The following is a 14,308-nucleotide window of genomic DNA, read 5'->3' as shown; positions in this document are numbered from 1 at the left end:
CTTGCGCCTCCTCAGGCCGGCACTCGTTGGCGAAGCAATAGTTCCACCAACGCAAAATCGAGATCCGAATCGATGTCGATCGAACGCTCTTCCGGCATCTCGAACAGGCGCGTATCGGGATAGAATACCGCGGGGTGCTCCAGGAACGGCGCCACGCGCCAGACATAGATCGACGCGTTCATGTCGAAGCAGCGCGGCGCATCCTGCCGTCGGGTGATAGGCGGATTGGCGGATTTGGACAGGCCGACGCTACCGTCGGTGCGCTGCTCGACGAGGTTGAAATACGGCGAGCGCCGCGCTGGCGCACCCGTAATGACATTGCCCGCGCCGCTCTCGCGCAGCAGCGCCACCGCGCCGGTGACGTCGGAGGCCAGCCTGAGCGGGGAGGTGACGTCGAGATCGACGAAAATCTCCGGTGTCGTACCCATTTGCGCGATGGCCTGCTCGAGACAGTGCCGAATCGCAGGCAGCTTCGGCGCCGTGTCGGTCGCCATCTCATCGGGGCGCTTGACCGCGATGTCGGCGCCGGCCTTCATAGCCGCATCGAGCAAGGCGTCCGAATCGCTGCTGAAGGCGATCGCGTCGAACAGGCCGGTCTCGCGCGCCTGTGCGATGCTCCACGCGAGCACGGGCCTGCCCAGGAGGTCGCGCGCGTTCTTGCCGACGACACCTTTCGAGCCGCCTCGCGCGCAGATGGTGCAGACAAGGCTCATGGCGATACCCAGGTCTTGCTGCGCAGCGCGCGCTCGCTGGCGTCGATCAGATGCATGACGCCGAGGGCCTCCGGCAGCGAGCAGGCCGGACTGGCGCCACGCATCGCCGCGACATGCATGTCGCGGTAGGTCTGGTCGCGCTCGCAGGGGATCTCCGTTGCCTTGCCGTTGACGGTAAGGCGCCCGCCGACGAGATCGGCCTCAATGGTGTCGTCGTCGACATTGACGCGAATGCGGCGGACGCCCTGACGGTCGAGATAGTCCATGTGGACGTGGACCGATGGCGCCCGCTGCATATCGAGCAGCAGGTCGAGGTGGTCCTCGACGTCGATGTCGCGCGCGCCGGAGGCGCCGCCAATCGCTGCGACCCGATGCCATGGCCCGAACAGCCAGAGAAGATAGTCCAGCTCGTGGCTGAGATCCCGCAGCACGCCGCCCCCAGCATCAGCCGTGGCGGAGGCGGTTGTGCGGTGATCGCGGTCCGGCCGCCAGTCCCTGATGTCCTGGCCGACATAGGCGCCGACCGTGATCACGTCCCGCCCGCGCAGTGTGTCCGCCAGCGCCGTCATCACGGGGTGAAAGCGCAGATTGTATCCGACGCTGACATGGGCAAATGGATATTTCGGGGGCGGCGCGGGTGTTGCGAATAGCGGCTTTTCGACGAGGACTTTGCCATCGAAGCCGGTTTGCGCCAGCTCTTGCAGATTGCCCGTATGGCGCGCCGTCTCGGTGGCAATCACCACGTAGTCCGGATCCGCCGTCGCGACGGCCTGCGCGATCGATCCGTAGTCGCCGCCTTCGCGCCGGCTGACCGTTGCGACCCGAAGGCCGAGCTCGCGCAGGACGCGCGCATGCCTTGTGCCGATCGAGCCGAGGCCAACCACGACGGCTTTTGTCGAGGTCACGGGAAGACCTCGTGAAACTCCGCATGCGCCTGCTCGAAATCCTCCAGCCGACCGATGTCGAGCCAGTACTCGCGAATCGGATAGACCGCGACGCGTCCCTTGTCGGCGATCACGCGCTCGAGCACGGTCGGCATATCGATGCTGAGGCCCGGCGTGACATGCCGGAAGACGGACCTGCCGATCACATAGATGCCGGCACTGACGAACCAGCTCTCGGTCGGCTTCTCGCGAATGGTCTGGAGAAATCCGTCCGTCGTGGAGATCACGCCATAGGGGACGTGCACCTTGTGCTCGCGGACGGCCATCGTCGCTTCCGCCGGCGTTCCGTTGTGGAAATCGAGAAGCGCTCCGTAATTGATCGTGGTGAGAATGTCGCCGTTGGTGACGATCATCGGAAGATCCGGCGGTGTCGCAAACAGCCCGAGCGCACCGGCGGTCCCGAGGCGTTCGGTCTCGTGCACGTACTGGATGTTGGCGCCGAACGCGGCGCCATCGGCAAAGTAGTCTTTGATCGTCTGGGCCTTGTAGTTCACCGAGATGAAGATGTTGCCAAAGCCCTGCTGCACGACGTTGCGGACGATCGTCTCGAGCAGCGGCCGGCCGCCGACATTGAGCATCGGCTTCGGTACGTCGCGCGTCAGCGCGCCCAAGCGCTCGCCGAGGCCGCCGGCCATGATCAGCACCGGATTCGGATACTGGCGCGGTTCGAGCAGCTCATCGAGCGTCTCGACCACGACGAGATGGCCGCCCTCGTCGACGAGCGGGAGCTGCTTGATCGACCTCTGCCGCATCAAATGCAGGCGGTCCTCGCGGGGCATCGTCGCAGGCGCCGACACCGGCGTCCGGTTCATGATGTCGGTCGCAAGCCCGGCGAGAGCGACGCCGCGCAGCAGTCCGCGTCTGACATCGCCGTCGGTGACCACGCCGAGCAGCCGGTTCTGATCGTCGAGCACCAGCGCAATCTGGATGCTTCCGCTCTCGATCGCGGCAATGGCCTCGCCGACGGTTGCCTGGGTACCGACGATGGCCTTGCGCCAGGATTTCATGGCAATTCTGCCTCGTATGCGCCAGATTTGGGGGCGGCCCACGGCTGAGCCTGCTATATCGCGGCTGCGACAGGCGGCGTCAACCCCGTCTGGGGACCCGGGCTTGTGCCTGTTAATTCACGCGTTTTCAGCCGCCATGGGTCGGTTTGAAGCGCACCGGCCCGGCCGCTAAGATCGGTGCGGCTTGAGGGAATCGCGATGGACGATCTGATCATCATCGGCGGCGGCGAACACGCCTTCATGGTCTACGAGGCAGCGCTCCTGTCCGGCCAGTTCAACGTCGTCGGTTTTCTCGATCGCCAGCCGGGAACGCTGGGCGATGCGCGCTATCTCGGAACCGATGATGTTGCGCCGAACTATCCGGACGCGGTCTTCGTGGTCGGGGTCGGAACGATGCAGGCGGGGCCCGCGCGCCGGCAGATGATCGGCCGGCTGCAGCTCAAGCGCTGGGCATCGGTCATCCATCCGCGTGCGTTCGTCTCGCCGTCGGCAACGATCGGCCCGGGAAGCGTCATCATGCCGGGGGCGATCGTCAATGCGCGAGGCATGATCGGCCATCACTGCATCATCAATTCGGGCGCGGTCGTCGAGCACGACGTGCGGGTCGGGCACTACACCCATCTCTCTCCCGGAACGGTGGTCGGCGGCGGCGCGGAGATCGGCGACAATTGCTTTGTCGGACTCGGCAGCCGTGTCCGCGATCACATCTCCATCGGTCACGATACGTTGGTGGCGATGGGCTCTGTCGTCACGGGGTCGTGGCCGCCCGGGTCTGTGCTGCGCGGCGTTCCGGCAAAGCCGCGCCGCTAGAGCGGATCGTCGGGTTCGAGCGCCCGCGGCGCCGCGGTTCCGATCAGGGACCAATACTCGATCGGCGGCCGGCCTGTGCCCGGCCGCTTGGCGGTGATGTCGGCCGGGCCGATGATCTCGCCGGCCTTCAGCGCGCGCGCCGCCACGATGCTCTTGCGCGCCACCGGCACATTCCTGACCTCGGATTCCTTCGGTGTCTTCACGCCGTCGCCGAGCGCGGCCTCGACATTGCGGATGGCGCTGACCATGCGCTTGAAATCATCAGGCTCGAGCGAGGCTGCGTGGTCGGGACCGGGCGCGCTGCGATCCAGCGTCAAGTGCTTCTCGATGACGGTCGCGCCGAGCGCGACCGCGCCGACCGACACCTCGAAACCGTCGGTGTGATCGGAATAGCCGACCGGCAGCTGGAACGCCGATCGCATCGTCGCCATCGCGGCGAGGTTCACATCGGCGATGGGGCAGGGATATTCGGTCGTGCAATGGAGCAGGCTGACGTGTCGCGCCAGCGCGGCGCGCGCCGCCGGATCGCGCCAGGCCGCGCGGAAGGATGCGGCGCCCGCAGCATCCTTGCGCTGCGCGTAGCCGTGCGCCAATACGCCAAGGGCTTCCTCGATCTCGCTGAGCGTCGCCATGCCGGTCGACAGGATCAGCGTCGCACCCGCCCTCGCTGCCGCGTGCAGCAGCGGCGCATTGGTGAGATCGCCCGATCCGATCTTGATGCGTGGCAGCTTGAGCGAAAGCAGGAAGGCGAGCGAAGCGTCGTCGAACGGCGTCGACAGAAACTCGATGCCGCGCTCCCCGGCGCGCGCAATCAGCGTGCGATGCGCAGCCTGGGGCAGCTCGAGACGTTCCAGCATGGCGAGCTGGCTCTCGGCGGCATCCGTCGTGCGCTGCTGGTAGTCGGCCTTCTTGGCCGCCCCGCCCGCCAGCGCCTTCGCATTGAAGGTCTGGAACTTGACGATGTCAGCGCCGGCATCGGCTGCCGCATCGACCAGGGCCAGCGCCTTGTCCAGGCTGCCGTCGTGATTGACGCCGGCTTCCGCGATGATCAGCGTGTGCCTCGTCATGGCCGCGCTCCGCTTGCGGGAGCTTCGTAGAAGCCCTTCTTCAGGAGCTGGCGGAAATCCGGGATGGCGGCAACGATATCGGCAAATCGCCGGCTGGAATCGCCGTCGCCATAGGGATTGACGGTGTCCTTGCGGCCGCGCTGAAGCGCTTGCGAGAGCGCCGCAGCGATCGCGGCGCGTTCGGGCGCGGCGTGGAACACCGAGTCTGCGCGCTCGCGCCCTTTCTGACGGTCGCCGATATCGACCGTCGGAACACCGAATGACGGCGCTTCGAGGATGCCGCTCGACGAATTGCCGATCACGACGTCCACCTGGCTCATCAGGCTGAGGTAGCGGAGCTGCCCGAGCGAGGCGACTGCGATCGTGTTCGGCCGGCCGGCCGCGAAGGCCTTGGTCCGGTCGTTCAGCGCGCGCCCTTCGGCATCGGCATTGGCGAGCGTGAAGACGAGGCGAAAGCCGGGATCGAGCGCCGACAGCGCCGCGAACAGCTCGTCCAGCTCGGCCACCGAGCGTCCGGCCTCGACCGTCACCGGATGGAACGTCACGAGAGCATTGCGTTCGCCGAGCGGCATCCCGATCGCGTTGCCGATGTCGTCGCGGTTCATCAGATCGAGATGCTTGACGGCGTCGATACCGACCGAGCCGATGGTGTGGATACGGGAGGGGTGCTCACCAAGCTGCGTCAACCGCCGCGTCGAGTCCCGATTGCTGGTGAAATGCAGATGCGCCATCTTGCTGATGGCGTGGCGGATGGATTCGTCGACCGCGCCTTCGGTGACGTCGCCCCCGAACAGATGCGCCATCGGCAGCCGCATGAACATCGCGGCCTGTGCGGCCGCGAACATCTCGAAGCGGTCGCCGAGCACGACGACGAGATCTGGCTGCAGCCGCGTGAACGCGTCGGCAAATCCGATCACGCCGAGCCCGACCGATTTTGCAACGCCCGCGCCGGTGTCGCTGGCAAGCAGCGTCTCGACGCGCTCGTCGACCTCGAAGCCCTCGTCGCGGATGGCGTTGAAGGTGTAGCCGAACTCGGGCGCGAGATGCATGCCGGTGGCGACGAGCTGGAGCGTCAGGCCTGATGTCTCGCGGATCGCGCGCATCGGCCAGACCAGCAGCCCGAAATCGGCCCGGCTGCCGGTGACGAAGCAGATCTTTCGCGCGGCGCTATTCATCGCGGGCCCTGATGCTGGCGCTGCTCGGCAGGTTGATCAGGCGGCGCTCGATCGACTCGGCGGTGGCGAGATCGCCGCGCGGGTTGTCCGCGAACATCGGAAGGCGGTGCATCAGGGTCCAGGCCGGCCGCGCGCCGAAGCCGGCTTCGTTCAGGGCCGTCAGCACGTCGTCGCGCCGCCCGGCATAGGCCTCGTCGAGCAGGATCGCGTTCAGCCAGTAGTTGCTCGTGGTGCCCTCGGGCTCGCGCGAAAAGCGCACGCCGGGAACGTGCGCAAAGGCGCGCTCATACGCGGCAGCCAGCCGGCGCTTGCTCGCCAGGAAACCGTCGAGCTGCTCGAGCTGGGCGCAACCGAGCGCGGCGTTCAGGTTGGGCAGGCGGTAGTTGAAGCCGATCTCGTCGTGCACGAAGGCCCATTTGTGCGGCAGCTTCGCGGTGGTGGTAAGATGCTTGGCGCGGCGTCCGAGCTCCTCGTCATTGGTGAGGATGGCGCCGCCGCCGCCCGTGGTGACGATCTTGTTGCCGTTGAAGCTCAGCGCAGCGAGCCGTGCCTGCGATCCGACGGCGTGGCCCTTGTAGGTCGAGCCCAACGACTCCGCGGCATCCTCTACCAGCGCAATGCCCCAGTCTTGCGCGATCGCGGCGATCTCGTCGAGCTCGACGGGATGTCCGAACGTGTGCATCGGCGAGATTGCGGCGATGCGGCGTCCGGTCGCGCGATTGACCGTGCCCTTCGGCGTTCGCTCCGCAATCGCCTCGAGCCGCGCGGCCAGCGCGCGCGGATCCATGCCGAGCGTCGTGAGCGAACTGTCGACGAAATGCGGCACCGCCCCGCAATAGGCGATCGCGTTCGTTGTCGCGATGAAGGTCAGCGCCGGCGAGATGACCTCGTCGCCGGGCTCGACGCCGGCGAGGCGGAAGCAGGCGTGCAGTGCCGCCGTGCCGTTGACGACGGCGACCGCGCGCCTGGCGCCCGTCACCTCCTCCAGCATCCGCTCGAAGCGGTCGACGAACGGGCCGACCGAGGAGACGAAAGTGCTCTTGATGCATTCTTCGAGATAGGAGACCTCGTTGCCGGCGAACACCGGCTCGTGCAGGCCGAGGATGCCGTTGGGCGTACCCGCGGCGCGCCGGACGGCATCGACCACGGCCTTCGGATCGAAGGCGGATGATCTGGTCGCGGCCGTTCCCACGATTGCCTCAGACATTGTAGACGTCTGCCTTGTAGCGGCTGAGATTGACGGGATTGGTGAACCAGTTCACCGTCTTCACGATGCCCTGGCGCATGCCGTCGATCCCACCGAATTCCGGGGACCAGCCGAGCTGCTGGCGCGCCTTGGAATTGTCGGCCCAGAGGCGTTCGACTTCGCTGTTGGCGGGGCGCAGCCGCGCCTCGTCGGTCTCGATCTCGATCGTGGTCCCCATGACGTCGGCGATCATCTGCGCGGTGGCGCCGACCGAGATCTCGAAGCCGCTGCCGAGATTGATGGTCTGGCCGACGCATCGCTCGGCCGGTGCGGTGAGTCCCGCGATCAGGCCGCGCGCGGTATCCGTGACGAACGAGAAGTCGCGGGTCGGGCTGACGGCGCCGAGACGGATCCTGCGCTTGCCGGTCGCGATCTGGCTGATGATGGTCGGGATCACCGCGCGCGCCGATTGCCGCGGGCCGAAAGTGTTGAACGGGCGGATCACGACGACCGGCATGTCGAACGAGGCGTGAAACGATAGCGCCATCTGATCGGAGGCAATCTTCGAGGCGGAGTAGGGCGACTGACCGACCAGCGGATGGCTCTCCTTGATCGGGACGGTCTGCGCGGTGCCGTAGACCTCGCTGGTCGAGGTCTGCACGAAGCGCCGCACGCCGGCCATGCGCGCAGCCTGGAGCACGTTGACGGTGCCCTTCACGTTGGTGTCGACATAGGAGTCTGGCGCGACGTAAGAGAAGGGGATCGCGATCAGCGCCGCCAGGTGCAGCACGTCGGTACAGCCGCCGGCGGCTGCGATCATGAAATGCGGATCGCGGATGTCGCCGGCGACGACCTCCACGGACTTCATGATGTCGGCGGGAACGGTGTCCAGCCAGCCCCAGGAGTTGAAGGAGTTGTAGTAGACGATCGCCTTGACGCGGGCCCCGGCTTTCACCAACTCCTCGACGACATGCGAACCGATGAAGCCGTCGCTGCCGGTAACGAGGACGCGGGCGTCCCTCAGATCTGCCATGCCGGACCCCAGAAGGCGATTAAGCCAGTGTTCGCAACAAGATGGCGCTATAGCACACTGGCGCTCGCGCGCAACAGAGCAGCGCTCCGAAAGCTGCCAAATGCGCGGGGATGCAGCAATTTTTGTGGCGCGGCCTAGGCTTGGCCGACCGGGTTCAGGAGGTGTCTCACGAACCTCTCCAGATTGCCGCCCTCGAACAAGTGGCCGGGGAGGCCGGCAGCCCGCGCGGCCTCGAGGTCGCTCGGCTTGTCGCCGATCACCATGCTGCGCGTCATGTCGACCGGAAAACGCTGCGCGAGGTCGGTGATCATGCCCGGCGCCGGCTTGCGGCGGTCGCTGACGCGGCAGTAGCGCGCGACGGTTCCCTCGGGATGATCGGGGCAATATTCGAAGGCGTCGACATGTGCGCCGATCTCAGCCATCTGGTCCGCCATCCAGCGGTGCAGGGTGACGACGTGATGCTCTTCGTAATAGCCGCGCGCGACGCCGGATTGATTGGTGATGACGAAGGCGAAATAGCCGGCGTCGTTGACCGCCTTCACCGCCTCGCGTGCGCCCTCGATCCATTCGAGCTTGTGCGTCTCGAATGTGTAGCCGGAATCATGGTTGAGCACACCGTCGCGATCGAAGAACACGGCCGGCCGCCGCAGCTTGTCCTGCAATTCGCGGTCGGCGCGGGCGAAATCGTCGGGGATGCCGATGTCGATGAAATAGCCGCGATAGGCGGTGCCGCGGAGCTCGCCGCGCGAGACAAGGCCGGGAAACACGTCCTGTTCGAGGGAGGCGGGAAGCTTCGCGATATCGGCGAGAACGGACTTGTCGACGACGTAGATCCCGGCATTGACCGGTCCGGTTGCGCCCGCGCCCGGGGCGATGAAATCGCGCACCACGTCGCCATCGAGCGCGACGCGCCCGTAGCGGTCTCCCACGACGCCGTCGCGCAATGCCATGTGAATCCGCCCGCCCTTCGCTCGCGCGATCAGATCAAGCAGGTTGAAGTCGAACAGCGAGTCGCCGTTGAGCAGCAGGAAACGGTCGTGCAGCAGGTCGCGTGCGTTCACGAGCGCGCCGCCGGTGCCGAGCGGCTCGGTCTCGCGCGATACAAGGATCTTGGCCCGGCCCCTCGCCGCGCCGGCATAGTGGCTCTCGACGATGTCGGCCTTGTGGCCGGCAAGCAGGAGGATTTCGTCGAAGACGTGATAGCGGACGAGTTCATCGATCAACGTGTCGAGAAACGGTCGGCCGCCGATGTCGAGCATCGGTTTCGGCGCCGCCTTGGTGCGCGCGCCAAGCCGTGTACCCAGCCCTCCGACGAGGATGACGGCCTGTCTCAGCATGATTTGTCCCTTCGACAGCATGAATGATGGAGCCCGACGCCAATCTGGGGGCAATGCGCGGGCCATTCCGATCCTGCGTTCATATCAGCGCGAACAAGGAATGCGAACGACGACCGTCTGGCTGTTGGCGAACAGGACCGGAAACGGGCCCTCGCGAAGGGCGTCAATGATCGTCGGCGCTATCGCCTCTGCGGGAGGAAAATAGCTGAGACGCTGGTTGGCTGCGAGATGGGTCCACTCGATGGTGCGGGGTGTGATGATCGCGACGAGGTTCCAGGCGCTCTCGCCCGCCTCCAGGATGTTCTGGATCCTGGACTTGGCCTCCTCAGGCGGAATTTCAGGGGTCAATGCCGCGGCGACGTCGGAAGGCGGCTGGGTCACTTCATGGCCCAGTGCCGGCGCAGTGCGGACCGACCGCATGATTCCGCTCAGAGCGTCGGCCCTTCGCATCTGGAAGTACGCCTCCGCGTTGATGGATCCCACCAGAGGGGCGATCAGGCTGCAAGTGGTTGCAAGCCGCTGCTCGGCTTCGGTCGGCTGCAGAATCGTGCGCACGACCGATTTTGCTCGCGTTGCGACCATTTCGTTCACGGTGTCCAGATTGGAGAACAGATAGGCGGCTGGCGCGCCGGTGGTCGCCCGGAGGATGCCCATCGTATACGGGTCCGAGAGGATGATTCCTTTTCGTAGTTTCTCGCGGAGCCAACGGGCCAGTTCGAGCTCGTCGGCGTTGTAGTGCGAGACGATTGCAGTGCGGTCGGGAAGGGCGCCGTAACTGTAGCTCCTGTTGATGCCGGACAGACCGACCTTGTCGACGGCCATGCCCAAACCCACGATCCCCGCCAGAGCCAAGATGTAGAGCGGTCGCGGCTGAACCAGGGTCAATGCCGCGAGCGTCGCGAGTAGCGCGATGCCCGCCAATTCCACCGGTCGCAGGATTGTCTGATAATGGGCGAAGGGAAGATCGCTTCGCCAGGGAAATGCGTAGACCAGAACCACAAGAGCGGTCGCGAGCAGCGCGACCGCCGTCGCTACCAGCCCCCGCCGATAACGCGTGGAGGGACCGAAATCGACGAATAACTGACCAAAGACCTCGGTGGCCGTGATCGTGAACAGCGACAGTATGATCGTGCTGGTGCGATACAGGAACGGGAAGCCGGAGAGTACGGCAAGGCTCAGGCCGCAGCCGGCGATCCAGGACCACACAAGTGTTACGAAGCCGTCGGCGCGACGCACGATTGCACCGGAGGGGTCACGAAGAGCAGGCCGGGTCATCCACCACCACGCAACGCCCAGCGTGGTGCAGATGGACAAGACCGGACCTATCGTCCGGCCAAGCTCGATCGTGGCGACCAGCGGTCCGGATCCCAGGAACAGCTCCTCGCCGCCTTCGATTCTTCTGCCCAGAATCAACTCCGTAATCGAGGAGAAGGTGTCGTTGGCGCTCAATGAAGGAATGTAGCCGAAGCGCATTCCCGTAACGCAGACGACAATTCCGAGAATGATCGGGGGCAGCACGAAGGACAGAAGCCGCAGCACCGCGATGCTGGGCGACGGCCAGGTGGAAATCATCCGCGCGATGGCGAGATACATGAGCCAGCTGACCAGGACGATCGGAACGAACAGGTAGGAGCCGCGATGTGCAAGCACCAGCGTCGCTGGCCAGATGCAACCAAGAAAGAGAACACCGCCATATCGTCCGGTGCTGCGCAAAATCCTGAGCAGGACCAGCGCGGCCACGAGCAGTGCAAGCACGAGCGTGTTGTTGTTGAAGATGAACGCGAGCAGCAGCGTCACGCCCGCGCCAACGGTCAGCAGCAGGGCAGATCGTGCCGAGATACCGTTTGGGTCGCGCGGCGCATTGCTGATCAGCACGCCGAGAAACACGACGCTGCTGACGACCGCCAGGCTGCCGTTCGTCATCAGGACGACGGCATTGCTGGCTGCGGCGAAGAAGAAGGCGATCCATTTCCGTGGCGACGTGGGATAGACGCCCTGCACGAAGGCGTAGGACGCCAACAGGAAGAACAGGATCGAGAAGAAGCGATAGGTCCAGCTAAATCTAAGGAGATCCAGGCCCAGCGTTCCGGCGAGCACGCCTGCCACCGCCGAACGGAGATCGACATAGGACTGGGCCGCATACGGATTGATGACACCGCCATCGGCGTACTCTTGCGCAGTCTTCATCCAGTGAACATCAGCGCCGATGTCCGCAAAGGGAAAGCTGGAGAATGCGCCGAATGACCACCACCATGTCAGGAGCGCGGTCGGTAGCGACAGAATGCACCAGATGGCAGCCGTGCGCGCCTCATCGGAGCTCGGGCCCCAGTTGGGCCATGACCAGGCCAGTCCAAAGCTGGACACGACAACCAATGTCACGAACTGAAACCAAATATCGCTCACGAATAGAGATAGGGCTCCGAGCAGGATGCCTGTGGCAGAGGCGCCGACGGTAAATCCAAGGACGACGAACTGAGCCTTCGTGAGCCGGCACACCGCGACCAGTTTCGTCGGCGCAATGGCCAAGATCGAACACCCGGTGCCGAGCTGAAGCAGGAAGAACAGGAACGTCAGGACAAATGTGGTCGTCCACATCGCGAGATCTCTAGAATGGGTGCCGGCGTCGCAGCTGAGAATTGGTGATCTTCAATTTCCTTTCGGCAGCTCGGCCTGGCTGCAATGATCAGGGAGCCGAGCGTGAACAGGTCCTGTGGGGAAAAGCCTCTGAAGCGCGGTGCCATGAGGATCCGCCTTTCCGGGCGCGGCAGCCGTCGAGGGACGTGCGCTGCAGCGCGCAGTGCAGATCTTCACCCCAGGGCATGTTCGACAATACAGAGAACGCCCGCGCCTCTGCTTGCCAGCGCACGTCAGCGTTTCCTCGCTGGAATGACCATGATCGGAGTGATGCTGACGAGCGGTCGTTGAAGCACGGTGTAGGTCCAGGAAAGGCCGATTGTTCTGGCCTGTTTCAGGCGGGTACCAAGTCACGTAGCCAGTTTCGGTCATACGGGAGCCGCAGCCGCAATGCAAGGATTCGAGCGCTGGAAGACAGCACTCGTTCCGGTAGCAAGAGCGCCCTCATGTCTCGCGGCCACTTGGGCCGCCGAGGCTTGAGTCTGACGACGGTGCTGTAGGCTTGATGTGCCTTCTTGCGAATCGCTCTCTGCGGCGCCATTCTCGGTTGATTCCCCCGTCGGCACAGCGTAAACAGGCGCAGAAATCGCGCCGACGTTTTAGCATGCGGGCAAGAACAACGCGTATGATTTGGGTAAAGCCGTCGGCCGGTTCGGTCCATGCCGATCCCTTGATCTCCCGCCGAGTCCTGTCGAATGCCCGGTGATTTGCTGATTGGCGAGGCCGTCGCCAGAGGTTATCCGCCCGCTGTGCTCTACCTGCGCAATGACGAGACCGTCACGACGGAGGTCAGCGCATTCAACTACTTCTCGGTCTTCATGAAGGACCATCCAGAAGTTGATGCGCATGTCTGGTTCTTTGACGGTGCGGGCACGCCGGCTGGATATTTCCACAAGGAACTCGGCGTCAACGGACAACTGCAATTGCAGACTTCGGATCTGTGTCCCCGGGTTTCGGGTACGGTGGCGATGGCGCTGGTTCCGAAACATGAGACCAAGCTTCGTCCCGGTCGGAAGGTGACCACCGGCTATTACGCACAATATTTCTCGCAGCACGGCGCGGTGACATTGTCGCACGAGCGCGAGCCGGTCGCCGCGGCACCATTCCCGACCTCCGCCTGGATGCAATCCTATCTCACGCGTTTCCTGAAGGAATCGGGCGTTGTGCTCGTGAACTCCTGCATGGCGTCCGAGGGCGCCTCCGTCGGGACGGCGCGGCTCATGGCGCTGGACGGCACCGAATTGGGCCAGCGCGCGCTGCCGGAAATCGCGCCGATGGGGGCCGTCCGCATCAGCACGCTGGACCTTTTTCCCGAGGCCGAAAGGCTGATCGGTGCGGCCGAAGGTTTTGCCCTCGAGTTCAAAGGCACCAACATCGCCAGTCCGTTCAGCTATTACGAGTTTGCCAACGGCAAGTTCAGCTTGCATCATTTTTGAAGGGCGCGTCCGTGACTCGTTTCCCATCCAGTCCCTGGAAGCCCCACGAGCCCAGATTCATGTTCCCGACGTTTGCGGGCGTCGAGTCGCGTATGGGTTTCTCGATCCCTGCCTGGTATCGTCCGATCGACATCAGGTATCTCCGCAGCCTCGTCGCCGGCAGCCTGCGCAAGAATTTTCGCGAAACGGTCAGGGATCTCGTTCCCGAGCTCGCCAGCCTGGTCGCCTCTGGCTTCAGCAAGAAGCTGAGATTCAAGCTGCACATTCTCTCGCGCGACGGCGAGTATCGGGCGACTTACGAGTTTCCTCGTGACTATGCGCCGGGCGCGTCCGTCGAGATCGAGTTGTCGCGTCTGTTCGCCTCGCTCAAGCTGCCACAGGACGATTATCTGGTGATCGCCGTGATGTCGCGCGGACGCATGGACGGTTTCCGATCCTCGCCGGCCAGCTATTCCATGACTTATGTCGATCAGGACAACGTCGCGATCTACCGCACCGGCGCGTTTGCCCGGCCCTTGAACGAGGGCCGGCTCAAGGCGCATGTCGGGTTCACCGGCATCAATCCGAAGATCGTTGCGACCAGCGACATTGTCAGCAGCGTGCTGTTGATCAATCACTCTTCCGATCCCGAATATGCTCATTCGGCGCGGCCGACGACGAGGCTGATCCGCGAAGACGGCGAGGAACTCGAGGCGGACTTCGGGGCAATCCCGCCGCTCGGGGCGCGCGAGATGTCGGTCGTCGATATGTTCGGCCCTCGTGTGTTCGACTTCCTCAAGCCGTTCAGCGGTCGCGGAAGCACAGTCACCACCTGCGCCGGGGTCACGCTCGCCAGCCTGCATTTGCAGCGCACGAACGACAACCGGCGGACGCTGCTGGGCATCGAGCACTCGCGTCCTGCGCACATGAATCTCGCCGGTATCCTGCAACATTGATGCGCTGGGGCGGGTTGTCACGGGGGGCCTA

At 64.6% G+C, this 14,308-nt stretch carries 12 protein-coding genes; 3 read left to right on the top strand and 9 right to left on the bottom strand.

Annotation, left to right across the window (positions count from 1 at the left end; translation table 11 throughout):
- Window positions 1–11 precede the first annotated feature (11 nt).
- From AB7M16_RS08200 to AB7M16_RS08190, 3 genes are read right to left on the bottom strand one after another with little or no spacing between them, the layout of a single operon-like run.
- Window positions 12–713, bottom strand: coding sequence for an acylneuraminate cytidylyltransferase family protein (locus AB7M16_RS08200; protein ID WP_453943607.1), 702 nt, complete (start codon window positions 711–713; stop codon window positions 12–14).
- The gene (locus tag AB7M16_RS08195) at window positions 710–1,618 is read right to left on the bottom strand and encodes a Gfo/Idh/MocA family protein (protein WP_453943606.1); all 909 of its coding nucleotides are present in this window, start codon (window positions 1,616–1,618) and stop codon (window positions 710–712) included. Before AB7M16_RS08195 ends, AB7M16_RS08200 begins: the two co-directional genes overlap by 4 nt.
- Window positions 1,615–2,664 (bottom strand): nucleotidyltransferase family protein, encoded by a 1,050-nt coding sequence (locus tag AB7M16_RS08190; RefSeq protein ID WP_453943605.1) that lies wholly within the window; start codon window positions 2,662–2,664, stop codon window positions 1,615–1,617. Before AB7M16_RS08190 ends, AB7M16_RS08195 begins: the two co-directional genes overlap by 4 nt.
- A gap of 198 nt (window positions 2,665–2,862) precedes the next feature.
- Here AB7M16_RS08190 and AB7M16_RS08185 point away from each other — a divergent pair, with 198 nt between their 5' ends.
- Window positions 2,863–3,474: an acetyltransferase gene (locus tag AB7M16_RS08185; RefSeq protein WP_453943604.1), complete on the top strand. Its 612-nt coding sequence runs from the start codon at window positions 2,863–2,865 to the stop codon at window positions 3,472–3,474.
- Here the strand turns inward: AB7M16_RS08185 and neuB are convergent.
- The 6 genes from neuB to AB7M16_RS08155 all read right to left on the bottom strand — a co-directional run bounded on the left by neuB (window position 3,471) and on the right by AB7M16_RS08155 (window position 11,867).
- On the bottom strand, window positions 3,471–4,541 hold the full coding sequence (gene neuB / locus AB7M16_RS08180) for an N-acetylneuraminate synthase (protein WP_453943603.1): 1,071 nt from the start codon (window positions 4,539–4,541) through the stop codon (window positions 3,471–3,473). The two genes, AB7M16_RS08185 and neuB, sit on opposite strands and share 4 nt — an antisense overlap.
- Window positions 4,538–5,716, bottom strand: coding sequence for a UDP-N-acetylglucosamine 2-epimerase (gene neuC, locus AB7M16_RS08175; protein WP_453943602.1), 1,179 nt, complete (start codon window positions 5,714–5,716; stop codon window positions 4,538–4,540). The genes neuB and neuC overlap by 4 nt, the downstream gene beginning before the upstream one ends.
- A complete protein-coding gene (locus AB7M16_RS08170) occupies window positions 5,709–6,923 on the bottom strand; it encodes a LegC family aminotransferase (protein ID WP_453943601.1) in 1,215 nt (404 codons plus the stop codon). Before AB7M16_RS08170 ends, neuC begins: the two co-directional genes overlap by 8 nt.
- The gene (locus AB7M16_RS08165; protein ID WP_453943600.1) at window positions 6,916–7,935 is read right to left on the bottom strand and encodes an NAD-dependent 4,6-dehydratase LegB; all 1,020 of its coding nucleotides are present in this window, start codon (window positions 7,933–7,935) and stop codon (window positions 6,916–6,918) included. The genes AB7M16_RS08170 and AB7M16_RS08165 overlap by 8 nt, the downstream gene beginning before the upstream one ends.
- Window positions 7,936–8,069: 134 nt before the next feature.
- Window positions 8,070–9,272: an HAD-IIIA family hydrolase gene (locus tag AB7M16_RS08160; protein WP_453943599.1), complete on the bottom strand. Its 1,203-nt coding sequence runs from the start codon at window positions 9,270–9,272 to the stop codon at window positions 8,070–8,072.
- Window positions 9,273–9,356: 84 nt separating this feature from the next.
- A complete protein-coding gene (locus tag AB7M16_RS08155) occupies window positions 9,357–11,867 on the bottom strand; it encodes a hypothetical protein (RefSeq protein WP_453943598.1) in 2,511 nt (836 codons plus the stop codon).
- Window positions 11,868–12,601: 734 nt separating this feature from the next.
- On the opposite strand from AB7M16_RS08155, the gene AB7M16_RS08150 reads away from it, so the two are divergent.
- Window positions 12,602–13,342: a hypothetical protein gene (locus AB7M16_RS08150; RefSeq protein ID WP_212260169.1), complete on the top strand. Its 741-nt coding sequence runs from the start codon at window positions 12,602–12,604 to the stop codon at window positions 13,340–13,342.
- 59 nt (window positions 13,343–13,401) lie between these two features.
- A complete protein-coding gene (locus tag AB7M16_RS08145) occupies window positions 13,402–14,277 on the top strand; it encodes a hypothetical protein (RefSeq protein WP_453943597.1) in 876 nt (291 codons plus the stop codon).
- The last annotated feature ends 31 nt before the right edge of the window (window positions 14,278–14,308 follow it).

Source organism: Bradyrhizobium sp. USDA 372, assembly GCF_053629095.1.
Note: the sequence above shows the minus strand (reverse complement) of the source record. Positions and strands in the feature narration are given on the sequence as shown.

Bases quoted from the DNA above. Each gene is read 5' to 3' on its own strand.
- AB7M16_RS08145 (WP_453943597.1), top strand. From the start codon at position 13,402: ATGTTCCCGACGTTTGCGGGCGTCGAGTCGCGTATGGGTTTCTCGATC.
- neuC (WP_453943602.1), bottom strand. From the start codon at position 5,716: ATGAATAGCGCCGCGCGAAAGATCTGCTTCGTCACCGGCAGCCGGGCC.
- AB7M16_RS08170 (WP_453943601.1), bottom strand. From the start codon at position 6,923: ATGTCTGAGGCAATCGTGGGAACGGCCGCGACCAGATCATCCGCCTTC.
- neuB (WP_453943603.1), bottom strand. From the start codon at position 4,541: ATGACGAGGCACACGCTGATCATCGCGGAAGCCGGCGTCAATCACGAC.
- AB7M16_RS08190 (WP_453943605.1), bottom strand. From the start codon at position 2,664: ATGAAATCCTGGCGCAAGGCCATCGTCGGTACCCAGGCAACCGTCGGC.
- AB7M16_RS08150 (WP_212260169.1), top strand. From the start codon at position 12,602: ATGCCCGGTGATTTGCTGATTGGCGAGGCCGTCGCCAGAGGTTATCCG.
- AB7M16_RS08185 (WP_453943604.1), top strand. From the start codon at position 2,863: ATGGACGATCTGATCATCATCGGCGGCGGCGAACACGCCTTCATGGTC.
- AB7M16_RS08165 (WP_453943600.1), bottom strand. From the start codon at position 7,935: ATGGCAGATCTGAGGGACGCCCGCGTCCTCGTTACCGGCAGCGACGGC.
- AB7M16_RS08160 (WP_453943599.1), bottom strand. From the start codon at position 9,272: ATGCTGAGACAGGCCGTCATCCTCGTCGGAGGGCTGGGTACACGGCTT.
- AB7M16_RS08155 (WP_453943598.1), bottom strand. From the start codon at position 11,867: ATGTGGACGACCACATTTGTCCTGACGTTCCTGTTCTTCCTGCTTCAG.
- AB7M16_RS08200 (WP_453943607.1), bottom strand. From the start codon at position 713: ATGAGCCTTGTCTGCACCATCTGCGCGCGAGGCGGCTCGAAAGGTGTC.